Below are 18,927 nucleotides of genomic sequence, written 5' to 3'. Positions count from 1 at the left end.
CACCGCCAAGATCAAGTAACGCTTCCACGCCAGGGACGACCGCAGCACCGCGCCACGAGCGCGGTGCTGCGGTCGTTCCCGTGTCCGGGGGCGGTCCAGGAGGCGCGGATCACCTCACCGACGTCGGCGCCACCACCGCCGTGGTCGGTCCGCCTCGGCAGCGGCCCGGTCCGCGGCCACCTGCGCCTCGGTCGCCAGTCGCTCCTGCCGACGCGCTCGCCAGCCGGCGACCTCGGTCTCGACGTCTCGGAGCGGCGTCACCACCGGCGGCCCACCGAGGAGCTGCCGGCGGGCCTCCTTCACGCGGGCGTTGAAGTCGTCGAGCACGGCACGGACGTCGGCCTCGGCGGAGAGGGCGTCGAGGTGCTCGTCGAGCTCGGCGTCCTCCTTCCGCAGCGCCAGGGCGGGCGGGGCGATCCCGGTGATCTCCTCGCGCTCGATCTTCGCCTTGATCCACCAGTCGGGGTCGTGGCGTCCGTCGTTCCCCGGGAGCCGCTTGCCGTGGTACGGGTTGCCCTCGAAGACACCCCGACGCTCGGCCTCCTCGATCTGGGCCCGAGCGTGCGCCGCGACGTCGGCGGCCTTCAGGAGCCGACGCTCCTCGCGCACCTCGTCGGGGTCGAGGGAGCCGCGTTCGATCTCGCTGTCCACGAGCTGCTGGTACCGGTAGCGGGCGGCCCGTCGCAACCGGTCCATGCGTGCATCGACGTCGTTCATGACCCCTCCATGATCACTCCCCGGAGCGCTCCTCGCCAGCGACCTCCTCGATCGTGAGCGCTGCCTGGATGAGCGCCAGGTGCGACAGCCCCTGCGGGATGTTGCCCATGAACGTGCCGTCCTCGCTGATCATCTCGCTGAACATGCCGACGTCGTTCGCCTGCTCCACCATCTCGTCCATGAGGTCGCGGGCGTCGTCGACCCGTCCGACGCAGGCCATCGCGGCAGCGAGCCAGAACGAGCACGCCACGAACGGCGACTCCTCGGACTCCATGCCCGAGTACCGGTACACGAGCGGGCCGTGCTGCAGCTGCTCCTCGATCGCCCGGATGGTCGACTCCATGCGGGGACCCCGGTCGAAGGCGCTCATCGCGTGCAGCAGGATCGACGTGTCGAGCTTGTCGGAGCCCGGGTACATCACGTAGTACCCGCGTTCCTCGTCCCACCCGTGCTCGGCGACCCACTGCTCGATGAGCTCGCGGTTCTCGATCCACTTGTCGCGCGGCCCGTCGATCATCCCGGCCTCGTGCAGCTCGGCCGCGGCGTCGAGCGCCTGCCAGCAGCCGATCTTGCTCGAGACGTAGTGCTGCGTGTCCTGGAGCTCCCACATGCCCGAGTCCGGCTCCTCCCACCGGTGGCAGGCGTCGTCGGCGAGCTCCTGCAGGACGGCCGCGGTCTTCCGGTCGAGGACGTTGCCGGCGCGGACGTACTGGCGCAGGATCTCGAAGACGTCGCCCCACACCCCGAGCTGCAGCTGGTCGCCGGCGCGGTTCCCGATGGTCACGGGGCCGATGCCGTTCCAGCCGGGGACGTCGCGCTCCTCGACGCCGTCGCTCTTCGAGCCGTCGAGCTCGTAGAAGATCGGCATGTCCTCGTCGTGCTCGGCGATCGTGCGCATCACCCAGGACACCGCGGCGTGGGTCTCCTCGCGCAGCCCGAAGCGGGTCAGCGCGTGCACCGTGTACGACAGGTCGCGCACCCAGGCGAACCGGTAGTCCCAGTTCTTGCCGCCGGTGCGATCCTCGGGCAGGCTCGTCGTCGGAGCCGCTGCGATCGCGCCGGTCGGCGAGAAGATGAGCAGCTTGAGGGCGAGGGCGCTCCGCTGCACCGGCTCGGCCCACGGCCCGTCGTACGAGAACTCCTCCGACCAGGTCGCCCAGTTGTCGATCGTCCGGTCCATCGCCTGGAGCGCGCTCTCCGGCCGGGGCATGAAGATCGGCTCGTCGTGGGTCCCGACGATGGTCAGGATGTGCTTCGACCCCTCGGCCGTGGTGAAGCGGCCGGAGAACCGGGGCCCGTCGTCGTGCACGGGCTCGAAGCCCTGCTCGACGATGGCGATCGTGATGCCGTCGATGCCGATCACGGCGCCGTTCGCGGTGTCGAGACGTCTCGGTTCGGACGTGTTGAGCAGGGTCCCCGGCACCACCGCCCACTCCATCTCGACCGTGCCGTCGACACCCTGCACGCACCGGGCGACCTCGGCCCAGGGCAGGCGTCCCGCGACGCCGGTCACCATCGCGTCGGTCACGGTCACGGAGCCCGATGCCGTGGTCCAGGTGGTGACGAGCACGTTCGTGCCCGGCAGGTACTCGCGCGCGACCTCGGCGTCGGCGTCGACCGGCCGGAGGGCGATGTGTCCGCCGTGCTCGGCGTCGAGGATGCTCGCGAAGACCGGCGGCGAGTCCATCGAGGGGATGGGCAGCCAGTCGATCCGGCCGTCCCGTGCGACGAGCGCCACCGTCCGACCGTCGCCGATCGCGCCGTAGGACCGGAGCGGTGCGTAGCCGTCTGTGCGCTCCTCGTCGTCGATCACGTCAGGGGTGTCTCGGGTCCGCTCGGTCATGCTCCCAGCCTGCCCGCGCCCTGGGCCCGACCATCAGGCGGGCGTACCCCGCTGTGGAGGACGCCCGCCGTTCCTCCAGGCTGTGGAGAACCGGCGACACGCCCGGGGTGACTTGTGCACCCCGGGCGTGTCGCACTACTGTCGTCCTCCTGCCCATCGGCAGGACCGCCCGTCCCGGGCACCACCGGAAGGACCGCGCGTGCGCACCGTGCAGCACCACGAACAGCGAGTCGAGCTCCAGCTCGACACGCTCCTCGTGCTGCCCGAACAGCGCAACCAGCAGCAGTCCGACCGCTATCCCGCGTAGGCACGCGACGTCACCCGACGCCCCGTGCCCACCCGGCCCGGGGCGTCCTCTCCACGACGCTGCCCTCCGAACGCCACGCCTCGTGGTGCCGGACGGCAGCAGGACCCCGCTCCGGACCGTCACCGAAGACCGTCACGAAAGCGAGACGAAGCAATGGAGAAGATCACCGACCGGCTGCTGAGCTGGGCCTCGATGCTCGAGGACAACACCGAGCAGCAGGCCCGCACGACCGCTCGCATGCCGTTCGTGTTCCCGCACCTGGCCCTCATGCCGGACGCCCACCTGGGCCTCGGCGCCACCGTCGGGTCGGTCATCCCGACCCTCGGCGCGGTCATGCCGGCAGCCGTCGGCGTGGACATCGGCTGCGGCATGATCGCGGTCCGGACCCAGTTCACCGAGGCCGACCTGCCCGACGACCTGCAGGAGCTGCGCGAGCAGATCGAGCGGGCGATCCCGCTGTCGGCTGGTGCGTCGAACCGGAAGATCGTCGCCACGGCCGAGCCCCGGATCGCGGAGCTCGAGACGATGGCCGAGGCCGCCGGGTTCGACCCCGCCGGAGCGCACGGTGGCTGGCGCAACCAGCTCGGCACGCTCGGGTCCGGCAACCACTTCATCGAGGTGTCGCTCGACGAGGCGGACCGCGTCTGGCTGTTCCTGCACTCCGGGTCGCGGGGCGTCGGCAACAAGATCGCCCAGCGGCACATCGCGGTCGCCAAGAAGGCAATGCAGCGCTGGTGGATCGAGCTGCCCGACCCCGACCTGGCGTACCTGGTCGAGGGGACCCCGGAGTTCGACCGGTACATCGCCGAGCTGCGGTGGGCGCAGCACTTCGCGCTCCTCAACCGCGAGGAGATGATGGACCGCGTCGTGCGGCAGCTGTCCGAGGTCGTCGGCACGCCGGTCGACGAGCGGGAGCGGATCAACTGCCACCACAACTTCACACAGCGCGAGACGCACTGGGGGAAGTCGGTGTGGGTGTCCCGGAAGGGTGCGATCCAGGCGAGGGCGGGGCAGCCCGGTCTGATCCCGGGGTCGATGGGCACCGCGTCGTACGTCGTCGAGGGCCTCGGCAACAAGCCGTCGCTCGAGTCGTCGCCGCACGGTGCCGGTCGGCTGTTCTCGCGGAGCGCCGCCCGGCGGACGTTCACGCACGACCAGCTGCGCGAGGCGATGGTCGGCATCGAGTACCGCGACACGGACGCGTTCCTCGACGAGATCCCGGCGGCGTACAAGCCGATCGACCAGGTCATGGCCGACGCCTCGGAGCTCGTGTCGATCCGGCACACGCTGCGGCAGGTCGTCAACGTGAAGGGCGACTGACGTCGCCGCCACGCAGGGACGGGAGGCGCGGTGCGGGCCCGCACCGCGCCTCCCGTCTGCCAGACGGCCGGGTGTCACCGCCCCTGCCGGACAGGGCCCGTTCCGTCGGGCACGCTCGATGGCGTGAGTGAACAGGCGGAACAGGCGGCCCGGAAGACCGGTCGTGGAGCGAAGCGCGTGGCCGACAGCCGGTGGTTCGAGCTGACGGCGCGCGCCGGGTTCGTCGGCAGCGGCATCGTGCACCTGCTGATCGGCTACCTGGCGATCCTGCTCGGTGTCGGCAACGCGTCCTCGGGCAGTGAGACCGACCAGTCGGGGGCGCTGCAGCAGCTCGCCGCGGTCCCCGGCGGGGTCGTCCTCCTGTGGATCGTGGCCGTCGGCTGCGCGGCGCTGACGATCCGGCTCGTGGTCGAGGCCGTGGTCGGCGGGCGGACGGACAGCGCCCGTGCCTGGGGCAACCGGTTGAAGAACGTCGGCAAGGCCGTGGTCTACGGGCTCATCGCGTACTCGGCAGCGTCCTACGCGGTCGGAGCCGGCACGAGTTCGAGCGGGTCGTCGCGGAGCGCTGCGGCGACGGCCCTCGCGACCCCCGGCGGCGTGTTCCTCCTGCTGCTCGTCGCCGCGGTCGCCGTCGCGATCGGCGTCGGCCTCGTGGTGATCGGCTGCCGGCGCTCGTTCTGGAAGCAGTTGGTGCGCCCGCGGCAGCCCCTCGACAGTGTCGTCACCGTGCTCGGCGTCGTGGGGTACGTGCTCAAGGGGATCGCCGTGGTGGTCGTCGGCGTGCTCATCGCGGTCGCGGGCTTCCGGAGCGACCCCGACCAGGCGACCGGGCTCGACGGTGCGTTCGACGCGCTGCGCTCGATGCCGGGCGGGGTGTTCGTGCTCGTCGCGATCGGCATCGGGTTCCTCGCGTTCGGCGTCTTCAGCTTCTTCCGCGCCCGCTACGCCCGCCTCTGACACGGACACGGTGGACGCGCGCGGAGGCGGCACCGGTAGACCGGTGTCATGAGCAGCAGCGCGACGACCGGACCCGTGACCGTCTTCTCCGACGCCGGAGCCGTCCTCGCGGAGAGCATCGTGTGGGACCCCGGGACGAACGAGCTGCGGTGGGTCGACATCACCCTCGGCACCCTCACCACCGCGGACGCCCACGGCACGACCACGTCCACCGTGCAGCTGCCGCCCCCGCTCGCGAGCTTCCAGCCCCGCGCGGGCGGTGGCTTCGTCGCGGCCCTCGGCGACTCCGTCGTCGTGACGGACGCCCAGGGCGTCGTCGAGCGCGAGATCGCCCGCGTCGAGCACGCCACGGCCGGCCTCCGGTTCAACGAGGGCAAGTGCGACCCGTTCGGCCGGTTCCTCGTGGGCAGCATGAACCTCACCACGGGGGAGCCGGACGGTGCCCTGTACTCGATCGAGCCGGACGGCACCACGAGACTCCTCCGCGGCGGCTTCGGCGTGACGAACGGCATCGAGTGGTCGGAGGACGGCACGGTCATGTACGTCACGGACACGAGCGCGTCGACGATCTACCGCGGGTCGTACGGCCCCGACGGGGAGCTCGGCGAGCTGGAGCCGTTCGTCGTCGGGTCCGCCCACGACGGACTCGTCCGCGACGACGAGGGCTGCTCGTGGAGCGCGGTCTACGGCGGCGGCGGTCGGGTCGAGCGGTACGGTCCGGACGGGTCGCACCTCGAGACCGTCGAGCTCCCGGTGCCGAACGTGACGTCGGTGGCGTTCGGCGGCCCGGACATGTCGACGCTGTTCGTCGCCTCGGCGCGGGAGAACCTCACGGAGGAGCAGCTCGTCGCGCACCCGCACTCCGGTGCCGTCCTCGCGGTGCCGACGCGGGTGCACGGGTTCCCCGCGAACACCTTCAGCGGCTGACGGGGCGCCGACGGCGGGATCGGCGGCGCCGCGGGTATCGTGGGCGATCGCCCGAACCGAGGAGCGACGCCCGACCCGAGGAGACCGAAGTGGACGACGAGCACACGGACGCGACACCGGACCCCGCGAAGCGACTGGGCGAGGCCGAGAACGCCGACGTCACGGTCGAGGTCGACCGGGTCGCGGTCGACAGCACGTACGTGCGCGTCAGCTCCGTCGGTGAACCCGGCGACCGCGCCTTCCTGCTCGTCGCGGGGCTCGGCATCGCCGCCACCTACTACGAGCGGCTCGCCCCGCACCTCAACGAGAACGGCCCCGTGCACGCCCTCGACCTGCCCGGGTTCGCCGGTGTCCCGCGCTTCCGCGGGAAGGTCTCGATCGAGCGGTACGCCGACGCGGTCGAGAAGGTCATCGACGACCTCCGGCTCGTCGACCCGGTCCTCGTCGGCCACTCGATGGGCACCCAGGTCGTGACCGAGGTGGCAGCGCGTCGTCCGGACATCTCCGACCTGGTGCTCATCAGCCCGGTGGTCGACTCGCACGCGCGCACGGTCCGGCAGTCGGCGTTCCGGTTCCTCCGGTCCACGCTGCACGAGCCGGCGGCCGTCCGCTGGCACGGCATCACGGCGTACGCCCTGTGCGGCTGGCACTGGTTCTCGAAGGTGCTGCCGCGGATGATCGCCTTCCCGATCGAGGAGCGCGCCGCCCACGTGCAGGCACGGACGCTCATCGTGCGCGGCGAGCACGACGCGATGGTCCCGCGGGACTGGGTGCGTCGGCTCGCCCGGGTGTTCCCGTACGCGGTGCTGCGTGAGGTCGTCGACGGCGCGCACTCGGTGATGCACGCACAGGCGGACGCGGTTGCGCGGCTCGCGGTGGACCACGTCGCCGGCCGGCTCCCCGACCGCGGCGTGTCCTCGCTGCAGCGCGTCCGCGACGACTCGACGGCGTCGGACCTGTCGCGGCTCGGCCCGCGCGAAGCCTGGATGCTCGTCAAGTCGCGCTTCGTCGAACTGCTCGGCATGGCGAAGAACGACGACGAGACGCTCGAGGCGGCGAAGTCCGCGCACGCGGTCGCCATGGCGGACGGCGACGACCTGCCGGTCGACCCGGCGGATCGCCGCGAGATCGTCGACGAGGTGGCTCCGGAGACCCGCGAGGCGGGCTGATCCCGCGGACCGGCCCGCGGACGGACGCGACCCACAGGAGGCGCGGTGCCGGTCTCGTCAGCCGGCACCGCGCCTCCAGGGTGGACGCGACGCTACGGCGTGATGCGCCCGATCAGCATGTCCGGCGTGAGCGCGTGGGCCTCGGCGAGGACCTTGCGGGCCTCGTCGGTCTTGTCCCAGACGTTCCAGAGCAGGACGCCGCGCACGAGGTCGTCGTCGTCGAGGTAGTACACGACGCCGGTGACCGTCGGGTCCTGCCAGTCCTCGACGGTGCGCAGCTTCGTGGTGACCTGCCCGACCGCCTCGTACCCCATGTCGAAGACGTCGGAGTAGAACATCGGCGTGTGGTCGTAGGTCTCGTCGGCGTCGGCGAGGTTGCGCCCCGCCTGCCGGCCCTGCTGCTGCGCGTTGTCGACGTGCTCGACCCGGCGCGTGCCGAGGATCCGGTCGGGGTACTCGGCGACGTCGCCGGCGGCGAACACCGAGTCGTCGTCGGTGAGGAGCGTCGAGGAGACGACGATGCCGTCCCGGACGGTGAGCCCGGCGTCGGCGGCGAGCCGGGTCGCCGGTTCGATGCCGAGTCCGACCACGACCGCGTCGGCGGTCACCTCGGACCCGTCGTCGAGGGTCAGCGTGACGCCACCCGCGTGCTCGGACCCGTGGTCCACCCGGCGCCCAAGGCGGAGCTCCACGCCGTGGTCGACGAAGCGCTGCTGGAACGCCCGGGCGAGGTCCTCCGGGAACATCCGGCCGCCGACGACCTCGTCCGGGTCGACGAGCGTCACCCGGGCGCCGTTCTGCACGACGCCGGCCGCGATCTCGGTGCCGATGTACCCGCCACCGACGACGGCCACGTGGGCCCCGGCGTCGGCGAGCTCGCGGAGGCGTCGGTAGTCGGTGGCGCTCCGGTAGTCGAGCACCCGGTCGGACGGCGACAGCCCGGGGAGCCCGCGGGGCTTGCCGCCGGTCGCGAGGAGCAGTCGCTCGTAGCCGTGGGTGTGCCCGTCCGAGGTCGTGACGGTCTTCGCCGCGCGGTCGATCGCCGTCACCGCGGTGCCGAGCACGAACGTCGCGCCGGTCTCCTCGGTGTGCAGGTCGACCTTCTCGTCCCAGCTGAAGTCCGGGTCGGTCCACAGCTTCTTCGAGAGCGCCGGCCGGGCGTACGGCCGGTCGACGTCCTCGCTGATGATGCCGATCGAGCCGTCGGCATCGAGTTCGCGGACACCGCGGGCAGCGGCGTCGGCGACCATCCCGCCGCCGACGACGAGGTAGCGGAAGTCGGTCATGGCGTCTCCTAGATCGTTGCGACCGAGCCGGAGTCGACCCGGTAGTTCGAGCCGTTCACGAAGCTGGCGAGGTCGGAGCAGAGGAACGCGATGACGTTCGCGACCTCCTCCGGCTCGCCGCGACGCTGCAGCTCCATGTACGGGCGCTCGTCGTCGAGGAACGACGCGATCGCCTCGTCGAAGGTCTGGCCGGTCTCCTCGGCACGCTTCTTCATCATCGCGTCGGTCATCGGCGTGTGGATGAACGCCGGCGACACGGTGTTCACGAGCAGGCCCTCCGTCGCGTAGGTGCGGGAGAGGCCCTTCGCGAAGGACAGCACCCCGGCCTTGGCCGCACAGTAGGGGAGCTCGTCGTCGTACGGCTGCGACGCGTCCTCGGACACGAGGTAGACGATGCGACCCCAGCCGCCCTGGCGCAGGTCGCCGATGAACTCACGCGTGATCCGCACCGGCCCCATCAGGTCGACGTCGATGGTGTCGAGCCATCCCTGTTCGTCGATCTCGTGGAACAGGCCCTGGGCGCCCGTGACGCCGGAGGACTGCACGAGGATGTCGATCTCGCCGACGGCGTCGCGCACCCTGGTGTGCAGGTCGGCCAGGCTCGCGGCGCTCGTGACGTCCGCGGCGAAGGCGTGCAGCCTGCCGTACGGCGCCTCGAGCTGGTCGGCGCTGTTGTCGAGCTGCGACTGGTCGAGGTCCGACACGACCACGGTCGCACCCTCCGCGAGGAGGATGCGAGCCGTGTTCCAGCCGATGCCGGAGTCCGCGCCGAAGACCAGGGCGGTCTTGCCCTGGATCCCGAGGTCCACCTGGTGGCCGCTACGCGTGCGCCGAGGCGTCCGCGACCGCGGGCGTGGTGGCCGAGGCGAGCGGTGTGCTCGGTGCGCGGTTCTCGGCCGAGACCATCCACGCGAGCTGCTCGAGGCGCTCGATGAAGCCGTGCAGCAGGTCGGCCGTCGTCGGGTCTTCCTCGTCGACCTCGTCGTGGACGTCGCGCATGGTGCCGGTCGCCTGGTAGAGGCGGAGCGTCACCTGGTCGATGGCGTCGTGCGTGGTGATCTCGCCCTCGGGGAACTGGTCGAGGTGGCTCGACGCCGCGACGGTGCTCGAGCGGCCGTCCGGGACCGCGTACAGGGCGCGCATGCGCTCGGCGGTGTCGTCGGCGAACTCACGTGCGGCGTCGACGATCTCGTCGAGCTGGAGGTGGAGGTCTCGGAAGTTGGTCCCGAGGATGTTCCAGTGGGCCTGCTTGCCCTGCAGGTGCAGGTCGATGAGGTCCACGAGGACCGCCTGGAGGTTCTTGGCGAGCTTGTCCGATGCGTGCATGATCGGTTCCTTCCGCGTTGGTGACCGGTACCAGACCGGTCTACGCGGTGCGGCAGGACGTCCGCTCAGAGGACGCGTCCCCCGTGGTCCGATCAGTGCGTGACGGCGGGGTCGACCTGGTCGACGGCGGAGCGCATCTGCTCGAGGAACACGGCGACGACGCGGGCGTCCTCGGGGGAGAGTCCCTCGGCGATGCCCATCATCCGACGGTGCATGATGCCGAGGGTCGCACGGACCTCTTCGTCGGTCTCGGTGGTCGGGGTGATCACGAGCGCGCGGCGGTCGGTCGGGTGCGGGTCGCGGCGGACGTGGTTCGACTTCACGAGGCGGTCGATGAGGATCGTCGTCGAGGCCGACGAGATCTTGAGGTACGCCGCCAGGTCCTTCGGCTTCACGGTCCGCCCGGCGCGCTGCGCCTGCAGCAGGAAGCGCACCGCGAGCAGGTCGGTCTCGCCCATGCCCATCGAGTCGCGGGTGCGTCGACGCATCGCGGTCTCGGCGGCGCGGTACCGGCGGAGGGCGTTCAGGACGGTGACGCCCCGCTGGGTCGCGTCGTCATCGGGGAACCAGTACCCGGACGCTTCCGTGATCTCCTGCGTGGACATGGCGTTCAGGGTAGCCCGTCTCGTTGCTAGAGCGTCTAGGGATCTCACGGGATGCGGTCTCCCGCACCCGTGGACGGACGGGAGGCGCGGTGCGGGCCGGCACCGCGCCTCCCGTCCGTCGTCACGTACGTGACGTCGTCAGGCTGCGGCCTGCTCCTCGGTCGCCTCGGCGAGCGCGGTGAGGGCGCCCTGGACGAGCGTGGTGACCTCGGCGTCCTCGCGCGGGTGGGTCTCGGCGAACCGGACCACCGACTGCGGGATGGCGACCTTCACGTCCTCGAGGACCTTCGCGCCGGCGATCCCGGCGACCTTGCGGGCGTCGTCGTGCGCCCAGACGCCGCCGAACTGGCCGAAGGCCGAGCCGATGACGGCGAGCGGCTTGCCGGACAGCGGCGAGGCGCCGAACGGACGCGAACCCCAGTCCAGCGCGTTCTTCAGGACGGCCGGGATGGTGCCGTTGTACTCGGGGGTGACGAGCAGGACGGCGTCGGCGGCGGCGACCGCGTCGCGGAAGGCGACGGCCGAGGCGGGCGGGGTGTCGCCGTCGATGTCCTCGTTGTAGAAGGGCAGGTCGACGATGCCGTCGAAGGTCGACAGCTCGATGCCCTCCGGGGCGTGGTGCGCAGCCGCCTCGGCGAGCTTGCGGTTGATGGACTCGGCGCGGAGGCTGCCGACGAGGGCGAGGACGTTCGTCATCGGGGATCCTTACTGGTTCTGTGACGGAAAGGTGTCATCGACAACCAATGCGTGCGCGTGGACCCCTATTCCCGGTCCGGTGGATCGTCGGTACGTTGGCGACGTGAGCACGCTTCGGACGCCGGCCAGCACGCCCCGCACGACCGACCCGGACTGGTGGCGGAACGCCGTCGTCTACCAGGTCTACCCGCGGAGCTTCGCGGACACGGACGCCGACGGGCTCGGCGACCTCGGGGGCGTGACGAGTCGCGTGCCCTACCTGGCGTCGCTCGGCGTCGACGCGGTCTGGCTGTCGCCGTTCTTCCCCTCCCCACTGGCGGACGGGGGCTACGACGTCGCCGACTACCGGGACGTCGACGATCGCCTGGGCACGCTCGACGACTTCGACGCACTGGTCCGTGCGCTCCACGAGCACGACATCCGGCTGATCGCGGACATCGTCCCGAACCACACCTCGGACGAGCACGCGTGGTTCCGTGCCGCGCTCGCCGCGGGCCCCGGTTCGCCCGAGCGCGCTCGGTACGTGTTCCGGGACGGTGCCGGTGCCGACGGGTCGCTCCCGCCGAGCGACTGGGTGTCGAACTTCGGCGGCAGCGCCTGGACCCGCGTGCCCGACGGCCAGTGGTACCTGCACCTGTTCGCGCCCGAGCAGCCGGACCTCGACTGGTCGAACCCGGAGGTCCGTGCCGACTTCGAGGACACGCTGCGCTTCTGGTCCGACCGCGGGGTCGACGGCTTCCGGGTGGACGTCGCGCACGGCCTGGCGAAGGACCTGTCGACCCCGTACCGTCCGTCCGACGAGCACCACCTGCCGCTGGACGGCTCCGACCCGCTCTACGACCGCGACGAGGTGCACGAGATCTTCGCGGCGTGGCGCCGGGTGCTCGACGAGTACGACCCGCCGCGAGCCGCCGTGGCGGAGGCCTGGGCGCCCGCGCCGCGCCGCGTGCTCTACGCCCGGCCGACCGAGCTCGGGCAGGCCTTCAACTTCGACCTGCTCGAGGCGCCGTTCGACGACGCGGCGTTCCGGGGCATCATCGACCGGAACCTGTCGGCGTCGGCGCAGTCCGGCGCGTCGAGCACGTGGGTGCTGTCGAACCACGACGTCGTCCGGCACGCGACCCGGTACGGCCTGCCGGACGGCACGGACACCGACGCGTGGCTCATGACCGACGGCACGACACCGTCGCTCGATCGTGCACGGGGGCTCCGGCGGGCGCGGGCGGCGACGCTGCTGATGCTGGCGCTGCCCGGTTCGTCGTACGTCTACCAGGGCGAGGAGCTCGGGCTGCAGGAGGCCGCGGCGATCCCGCACGAGGCGCTGCAAGATCCGAAGTGGATCCGCACCGGGCACACCGTGAAGGGGCGGGACGGGTGTCGCGTGCCGATCCCGTGGACCACGTCCGGGCCGTCGTTCGGGTTCGGGGTGGTCGCACCGCACCTGCCGCAGCCGGCCGACTTCGGGGCGTCCTCGGTCGAGGCGGAGGACGGCGACCCCGGGTCGACCCTCTCCCTGTACCGCGCGGCGACCGCCGCCCGACGGGACCTGCAGCGGGGCGAGGACCTCGCGTGGATCGAGGCGCCGGACGGGGTCGTGGCGTTCGCGCGGCACGACGGGTGGCGTTCCGTCACGAACTTCGGGACCGAGCCGGTGGAGCTGCCCGCCGGCGAGGTCGTCGTCTCGTCCGGTCCGCTCGGCGACGGGGTGCTCCCCGGGGAGACCACCGTCTGGCTGCGTTGAGCCGGACTCTTCCTCCACAGCCAGGAGGCGCGGGGACGCGTTCCACAGATCGGCCGACGCCCGCCTGACGGGGACCCTCCGGTCGCGACGATCGGGGCATGACAGCTCCCAACACCCCGCCGGGCGGTCGACCGCCCGCCAGGTCACGCCGGCTCCGCCGCGTCGCGGCCGTCGCGTCCGTCCTGACCGCGCTCGGTGTCCTCGCGGCACCCGGCCTCGTGCCGTCGGCCTCCTCGGCCGACGAGCTCGCCTTCCCCTACGAGAACCAGTTCGCCACCGCTGCCGGCGGCGCCCTGCACGGCGACGCGGCGATCGTCGACGGTCGGCTCCGGCTGACCGACGACGTCAAGGACCAGGCGGGGGCGTGGTCGATGCAGGACACGTTCCCGTCCGACCTCGGGCTCGAGATCGAGTTCAGCTACGCGATGTACCGCGACGTGGACGACCCGGGTGCCGACGGCCTGCTGCTGTTCCTCGCGGACGGCGCCGCCGAGCAGGGCGTCGGGTCGTTCGGGGCCGGGCTCGGGTACGCCTGCCGACGCGAGACGTCCCAGGGCGGTGGCCTCTCCTGCGACCTGCCCGGGGTGCCCGGCGGCTTCGCGGGCATCGCGGTCGACCACTACGGCAACTTCTCGACGCCGATCAACTACTCCGGTCCCGGGGCGCGGCCGGACACCGTGTCGATCCGCGGCTCCGGCGACGGGGTGCTCGGCTACCGCTGGGTCGGCGCTGCCCCCGCTCCCGGTGGCACGGAGACCGCCGGGGCGACGCTCCGGAAGGTCCGCGTGACCCTGCTCCCCGGGGACGCCGGGGAACTCGCGGTCACCGTCCGGCTGCAGGACGGGGACCGGATGCGGACCGTGCTCGACCGGGTCCCCCTGCACGGCGACGGCCAGGCACCGCTGCCGAGCACGCTCCGCCTCGGGTTCGCGGGGGCGACGGGCAGCCACGTCAACGTGCACGAGGTCGACGCCCTGCGCGTCTGGACGCCGACGGACGTCGCCGTCACGCACGACCTCGCGCCGAGCGTCCCGGCGGGTGCCGACGTCGAGTACACGGTGACCGCACGGAACGCCGGCGTGAACGCGTCGGACCCGAGCGCGCTCGAGGTCGACGTGCCCGACACCCTGCGCGACGTCACGTGGACCTGCTCGGCGGCCGCTGGGTCGTCGTGCGGGACCGAATCGGGCACCGGCGACGTCGCCACCGATCTCGGCCTGCCGCGCGACGGGACGGCCACGGTGACGATCCGCGGCCGCACCGCCGACGACGCCGAGGGCACGCTCGAGAGCGTCGCCACGGTCCGACCGGCGCCCCGGACGGCCGACACGAACGAGGACGACAACACCTCGGCGGCGAGCACAACGGTCGCCGCCCGGGTGGACGCGCACGTCGAGACGGACAAGTCCGTGTCCCCCTCGACCGCGGTCGAGCCCGGTGACGAGGTCGAGTACACGATCACCGCCCGCAACCGGGGCCCGGGCACCGCCGAGGACGTCGGGGCGGTCGACGAGCTGCCGAGCGCGATGCGGTTCGTCGGGTCGCCGGACGACTGCACGGCCGAGGGGCAGGACGTGACCTGCCGCTCCGGTGCCGCGCTCGCCGCGGGGGAGACCGTGTCGTTCCGGATCCGGGCGCAGCTCGACCCGGCGTACTCCGGGGACGGGTCGGACGTGGTGAACGTCGCGACCGCGACGTCGCCGAGCGATCCGGACGGCGGCGACCCCTCGCCGGGCGTCGGGATCGTGGTGGTCCTCGGCGGCGACGGCGGTGGTGACGGCGGCGACGGCGGCCCCGACGGGCCGGGTGACGGCGGGGACGCTGACACGGGTCCGCGCGACCGGGCGCCCGACGACCGCGGGGCCCGTCCCGTCGGGAACGGTGGAGACGGCGGGGACGCCGGGCCGGCCCGGACCGGAGCGCTCGCCTACACCGGCACGGAGGACCTCGGCGTGGTCGCGGCGGTGGCCGCCGTCGGTGTGGCGGCCGGGGCGACGTGCTGGTGGCTCGCGCGGCGGCGTGCGCGCCGACGTGCGGCGGAGGACGAGGTCGGGTCGACGCCCCGCTGACCCCTCGCTGACGCCTGCTGGTTCGAGCATCCTCAGCGGCCGATCGCCCCGCGCGGTCGGCCGCTGCACCGTGCGGCGGTAGGATCGAACCACGATCCGCATGCCCGAAAGAGGTCTCGTGTCCGACTCCGTGGACGACTCCGGCCAGCGCGCGCGGTACTGGCCGATCCCCGTCCTCCGGGCCGTGCCAGCCGCGATCGTGGCCATCGTCATCACCTTCTCGTCCAACCACGCGGCGGGCTACGGCCTGCTGCTGTTCGGTGGGTTCGCGGCGGCGGACGGACTCGTGCTGCTGCTCGCGGGCACGACGCGGCTCCCTGCGGACGGACGGTCGCGCCGGACGACCCTCCTGCAGGCGGTGATCACCCTCGTCGCCGCGGGCGCCGCGTTCGCGTGCAACGGCCTCGGCCTGCCGGCGTTCATCGCGGTCGTCGTCGCCTTCGCCGTCCTCACGGGGGCGCTCGAGCTCACGCAGGGGCTCCGCGCCCGTGGGCGTTCGCCGTTCGCGCGCGACTGGACGACCGTCGGCGGCCTGACGCTGCTGCTCGCCGTCGCCTTCCTGGTGACGCCGCCCGACTACTCGCAGGAGCTCGGCGGTGTCGAGCGGGTCACCGGCACGCTGGACGCCTCGATCGTCCTCGTCGGCCTGCTCGGCGCCTACCTCGCCATCACCGCGGTCTTCCACGTGATCGCCGGCCTCTCGCACAAGTGGGGAACGGCGGCCCCGGCCGCAACCCCGGACGGAGCACCACACGCATGACCACCCCCAGCCGTCGCGACCGCCTGCGCCCGGTCGAGCTCCTCGGGATCTCCGCGATCGTCGCGGTCTTCACCGGGCTCGTCGTGCTGCTCGCCACGCGTGAGCTCCAGCTCGCCGCGATCTTCCTCGGCATCGCGTTCATCGTCGTCGTGGTCGTCCTCGCGATGCTGCAGCTCGCGTCGACGAGCGACCAGGACGACAACGACATGCTCGGTGGTCACAAGACCCCGGGTGAAGGAGACGGCAACGACTTCCACTGAGTCGGAGACCGCCCCCGCGGTGCCGTCACGGCGGCCCTTCCAGGGCGACCCGGGCCTGCCGCAGCGGTACCGGCACCGGTACCTCATCCTCGCGGTCTGCTGCATGAGCCTCTTCATCGTCTCGATGGACGCCACCGTGGTGAACGTCGCACTGCCCTCGATCGGGCGGGAACTCGGCAGCTCGATCTCCGGGCTGCAGTGGACGATCGACGCCTACACGCTCGTCCTCGCCAGCCTGCTGCTGCTCTCCGGCTCCACCGCCGACCGCATCGGCCGCCGCGCCACCTTCCAGATCGGGCTCGCGCTCTTCACGGTCGGATCGCTGCTCTGCTCGCTCGCGCCCGGGGTGGGCTGGCTCGTCGTCTTCCGCATGGTCCAGGCGGTGGGCGGTTCGATGATGAACCCGGTCGCGATGTCGATCATCACGGCCACCTTCGACGACGCGAAGGAGCGTGCCCGTGCCGTCGGCGTCTGGGGTGCCGTCGTCGGTGTGTCGATGGGGCTCGGTCCGCTGGTCGGCGGCGCGCTGACCGACACCGTCGGCTGGCGCGCGATCTTCTGGATCAACGTGCCGATCGGCATCGCGGCGATCGTGCTGACGTTCCTGTTCGTCCCCGAGTCGAAGTCGCCGAAGCCCCGACGGCTCGACCCCGTCGGCCAGGTGCTCGTCATCGTGCTCCTGGCGACGCTCGTCGGCGGGCTCATCGAGGGGCCGCGGCTCGGCTGGACGTCACCGGCCGCTCTCGGGCTGTTCGTCCTCGCCGCGGCGTCCCTCGTCGTGCTCGTCGCCGTCGAGCGCCGTCGCCGCGAACCGCTCATCGACGTCCGGTTCTTCCGGAGCATCCCGTTCTCGGCCGCGGTCGTCACCGCGATCGGCGCGTTCGGCGCCAACGGGGCGTTCCTCTTCCTCAACGCGCTCTACCTGCAGGAGGTCCGGGGCATGTCGCCGTTCCAGGCCGGCCTGTGGACGCTGCCCGCGGCGGTCGCGACGATGCTCGTCTCGCCGCTGTCCGGGCGGCTCGTCGGCTCGATCGGCACCCGGGTCCCGCTCGTCCTCGCCGGCATCGGCGTCGGCGGCGCCGGGGCGATCCTCACGACGATCGACGCCACGACACCGATGTGGGTGCTCGTCGTCGCCTTCGTGCTGTTCGGGTTCGGGTTCGGCATGGTGAACGCGCCGATCACGAACACGGCCGTCTCGGGCATGCCCCGCGCGCAGTCCGGGTCCGCTGCGGCCGTCGCGTCCACGAGCCGGCAGACCGGGGTGTCGCTCGGGGTCGCACTCGCCGGCACCGTGACCGGCGCGAGTGCGGTCGCGACCGTCGGCGCCGGGTTCGCGGTGGCCACGCACGCGATGTGGTGGATCGTCGTCGGGATCGGAGCGGGGATCGTCCTCGTCGGGTACCTGTCGACCTCGGCTGCGGCGAAGCGCTCGGTCGCCGGCATCGCGCACCTGCTCGACGCCTGACCCGCTCGGGCGACCGACACGCCCGGGATCACGTTTTCGCCACGGTCCTGTCACGATCGCGCGTGCAGCCGACACCTCTGGAGTGAAGGAGGTGGGATGTGGACGTGACGACCGGCACCGACACGGACGAGGCGATCGTCCGTGCGATGGCACGGGGCGACAAGAGCGCGCTCGCCCGGGCGTTCGACCGGTACGCCGCGACCCTCACCCGCTACGCCTGGGCACTCGTCGATGACCGCCAGGACGTCGAGGAGATCGTGCAGGACGCCTTCCTGACGCTCTGGCAGCGTGCCGAGACCCTCGAGCTCCCCGCGGACACGATGCTCCCGTGGCTGCTCGTCGTCTGCCGGAACCACGCGTTCAACACCGGCCGGAAGCAGGCCCGCCGTCGCGCCGACGAGCTCCCGGAGCAGCTCGCCGCACCCGAGGACCACGCCGAGGCCCGTGAGCGCCTCCGCTGGGTCCGCGACGAGATCGCCGCGCTCCCCGAGACCGACCGACGCATCTGCGAACTGTGCCTCCTCGAGGGGCACTCCTACGCCGAGGCCGCCGAGATGCTGGGCCTCAGCGTCGGTGCGGTCACCCAGCGGGTCTCCCGCTCCCGACGCCGACTCAAGAAGGTGGTGATGCACGATGAACACTGAGCCCCCCGAGGGAGACGACCTGCAACGCATGCTCGTCTCGATGAAGCAGAACGTCCTCGAACGTGCCACCCCCCGTCCGAAGCGGCGTCGGTTCCGCCCGGGCATCGCGCTCGGCGTCATCGGCCTGCTGGCGATCGGGACCGCGACCGGTGCCGTGGCCCTGTCGCTGTCCCAGCAGGAGACGCCCGTCGCCGCACCCACCTGGACGCAGCAGCCGGAGCCGTCGCCCTCCGCGACGACCCCGACGTCCGCGCCGATCACCCAGCGCCCGACACCGCGCCCGACCCCGGTCAACACAGCAGCGACGATCCCGACCGACTGCCGTGCACTCGTCCCGGCGTCCGACTACGACCGTTTCTTCGGCGACGTCCCCTTGCAGCGGGTGCTCCCGGTCGCGGAAGGGCTGCCCGCTGAAGCGACGCCTCCGCCGGTGGTGGATACCGGCTCGGGACTGCCGGAGACCGACCTGTACTGCCTGTGGCGTGATCCGGCTGCGGACATCACGGGGCTCGCCGTGACGATGGGCCACGGCACGCCGGAGGAGCTCGCGAACGGAGAGCGCAGCTACTACGAGGGGTGGTCGCCGACGTGCGAGGAGTCCGACGGCATCCGGATCTGCCGGCAGACCAGGCCCGATCCGCAGTACGGCACGGACTGGAGCAGAACCCGCTACGTCCGCGGCGACACCTGGTTGGAGATCGACCAGGCCAACTTCCCGACCGACAACCTGCTGGGTGCGATCGTCGGGGAGATCTGGGGGGACTGACGGCCTGGAGGCGCGTGGCGGGGACGACCCGCGCCTCCAGTCCGTCGGTGGGGTACGACCGGGATC

18 protein-coding genes are annotated in these 18,927 nt (G+C 72.1%); 11 read left to right on the top strand and 7 right to left on the bottom strand.

The genetic code is table 11. The features are described from left to right. Positions 1-114: 114 nt before the first annotated feature. On the bottom strand, positions 115-717 hold the full coding sequence (locus BIV03_RS09900) for a DUF1992 domain-containing protein (RefSeq protein ID WP_071295559.1): 603 nt from the start codon (positions 715-717) through the stop codon (positions 115-117). Between the two features lie 13 nt (positions 718-730). After that, on the bottom strand, positions 731-2,560 hold the full coding sequence (locus BIV03_RS09895) for a glycoside hydrolase family 15 protein (RefSeq protein ID WP_071295558.1): 1,830 nt from the start codon (positions 2,558-2,560) through the stop codon (positions 731-733). A 460-nt stretch (positions 2,561-3,020) separates the two neighbouring features. Between BIV03_RS09895 and BIV03_RS09890 the strand changes: the two genes are divergently transcribed. The 4 genes from BIV03_RS09890 (at position 3,021) to BIV03_RS09875 (ending at position 7,240) form a co-directional block, all read left to right on the top strand. After that, positions 3,021-4,187: an RtcB family protein gene (locus BIV03_RS09890; RefSeq protein ID WP_071295557.1), complete on the top strand. Its 1,167-nt coding sequence runs from the start codon at positions 3,021-3,023 to the stop codon at positions 4,185-4,187. 123 nt (positions 4,188-4,310) lie between these two features. After that, the gene (locus BIV03_RS09885) at positions 4,311-5,144 is read left to right on the top strand and encodes a DUF1206 domain-containing protein (RefSeq protein WP_175475794.1); all 834 of its coding nucleotides are present in this window, start codon (positions 4,311-4,313) and stop codon (positions 5,142-5,144) included. Between the two features lie 48 nt (positions 5,145-5,192). Beyond that, the gene (locus BIV03_RS09880; RefSeq protein ID WP_071295556.1) at positions 5,193-6,071 is read left to right on the top strand and encodes an SMP-30/gluconolactonase/LRE family protein; all 879 of its coding nucleotides are present in this window, start codon (positions 5,193-5,195) and stop codon (positions 6,069-6,071) included. A gap of 89 nt (positions 6,072-6,160) precedes the next feature. Further along, positions 6,161-7,240: an alpha/beta fold hydrolase gene (locus BIV03_RS09875; protein WP_071295555.1), complete on the top strand. Its 1,080-nt coding sequence runs from the start codon at positions 6,161-6,163 to the stop codon at positions 7,238-7,240. A 92-nt stretch (positions 7,241-7,332) separates the two neighbouring features. Here BIV03_RS09875 and BIV03_RS09870 read toward each other — a convergent pair whose 3' ends face one another. The 5 genes from BIV03_RS09870 to BIV03_RS09850 all read right to left on the bottom strand — a co-directional run bounded on the left by BIV03_RS09870 (position 7,333) and on the right by BIV03_RS09850 (position 11,153). Then, complete coding sequence (locus BIV03_RS09870) at positions 7,333-8,526, bottom strand: NAD(P)/FAD-dependent oxidoreductase (RefSeq protein ID WP_071295554.1); 1,194 nt, start codon at positions 8,524-8,526, stop codon at positions 7,333-7,335. Positions 8,527-8,534: 8 nt separating this feature from the next. Next, positions 8,535-9,335 carry an SDR family NAD(P)-dependent oxidoreductase gene (locus BIV03_RS09865; RefSeq protein ID WP_071295553.1) on the bottom strand — a complete coding sequence of 267 codons (801 nt, stop codon included), beginning with the start codon at positions 9,333-9,335 and terminating at the stop codon, positions 8,535-8,537. Positions 9,336-9,345: 10 nt separating this feature from the next. Beyond that, the gene (locus BIV03_RS09860; protein ID WP_070417172.1) at positions 9,346-9,852 is read right to left on the bottom strand and encodes a Dps family protein; all 507 of its coding nucleotides are present in this window, start codon (positions 9,850-9,852) and stop codon (positions 9,346-9,348) included. 92 nt (positions 9,853-9,944) lie between these two features. Beyond that, positions 9,945-10,457: a MarR family winged helix-turn-helix transcriptional regulator gene (locus BIV03_RS09855; protein ID WP_070417171.1), complete on the bottom strand. Its 513-nt coding sequence runs from the start codon at positions 10,455-10,457 to the stop codon at positions 9,945-9,947. A gap of 138 nt (positions 10,458-10,595) precedes the next feature. Continuing rightward, on the bottom strand, positions 10,596-11,153 hold the full coding sequence (locus tag BIV03_RS09850; protein ID WP_070417170.1) for an NADPH-dependent FMN reductase: 558 nt from the start codon (positions 11,151-11,153) through the stop codon (positions 10,596-10,598). Between the two features lie 103 nt (positions 11,154-11,256). On the opposite strand from BIV03_RS09850, the gene BIV03_RS09845 reads away from it, so the two are divergent. The 7 genes from BIV03_RS09845 (at position 11,257) to BIV03_RS09815 (ending at position 18,861) form a co-directional block, all read left to right on the top strand. Continuing rightward, positions 11,257-12,894, top strand: a complete 1,638-nt coding sequence (locus tag BIV03_RS09845) for an alpha-amylase family glycosyl hydrolase (protein ID WP_071295552.1) — start codon at positions 11,257-11,259, stop codon at positions 12,892-12,894. Positions 12,895-12,992: 98 nt separating this feature from the next. Further along, positions 12,993-14,963, top strand: coding sequence for a DUF11 domain-containing protein (locus BIV03_RS09840; protein ID WP_071295551.1), 1,971 nt, complete (start codon positions 12,993-12,995; stop codon positions 14,961-14,963). Between the two features lie 100 nt (positions 14,964-15,063). Then, positions 15,064-15,723, top strand: coding sequence for a hypothetical protein (locus BIV03_RS09835; protein ID WP_071295550.1), 660 nt, complete (start codon positions 15,064-15,066; stop codon positions 15,721-15,723). Next, positions 15,720-15,983 carry a hypothetical protein gene (locus BIV03_RS09830; protein ID WP_070417166.1) on the top strand — a complete coding sequence of 88 codons (264 nt, stop codon included), beginning with the start codon at positions 15,720-15,722 and terminating at the stop codon, positions 15,981-15,983. The genes BIV03_RS09835 and BIV03_RS09830 overlap by 4 nt, the downstream gene beginning before the upstream one ends. Beyond that, positions 15,955-17,451 (top strand): DHA2 family efflux MFS transporter permease subunit, encoded by a 1,497-nt coding sequence (locus tag BIV03_RS09825; RefSeq protein WP_254790843.1) that lies wholly within the window; start codon positions 15,955-15,957, stop codon positions 17,449-17,451. Before BIV03_RS09830 ends, BIV03_RS09825 begins: the two co-directional genes overlap by 29 nt. A gap of 104 nt (positions 17,452-17,555) precedes the next feature. Further along, positions 17,556-18,095, top strand: coding sequence for an RNA polymerase sigma factor (locus tag BIV03_RS09820; protein ID WP_083403343.1), 540 nt, complete (start codon positions 17,556-17,558; stop codon positions 18,093-18,095). Beyond that, the gene (locus tag BIV03_RS09815) at positions 18,085-18,861 is read left to right on the top strand and encodes a hypothetical protein (protein ID WP_139201927.1); all 777 of its coding nucleotides are present in this window, start codon (positions 18,085-18,087) and stop codon (positions 18,859-18,861) included. Before BIV03_RS09820 ends, BIV03_RS09815 begins: the two co-directional genes overlap by 11 nt. The last annotated feature ends 66 nt before the right edge of the window (positions 18,862-18,927 follow it).

The sequence above is a fragment of the Curtobacterium sp. MCBA15_016 genome, assembly GCF_001865105.1.
GTDB lineage: Bacteria > Actinomycetota > Actinomycetes > Actinomycetales > Microbacteriaceae > Curtobacterium.
The sequence above is the reverse complement of the archived record's forward strand: the minus strand, read 5'-3'. Positions and strand labels throughout refer to the sequence as shown.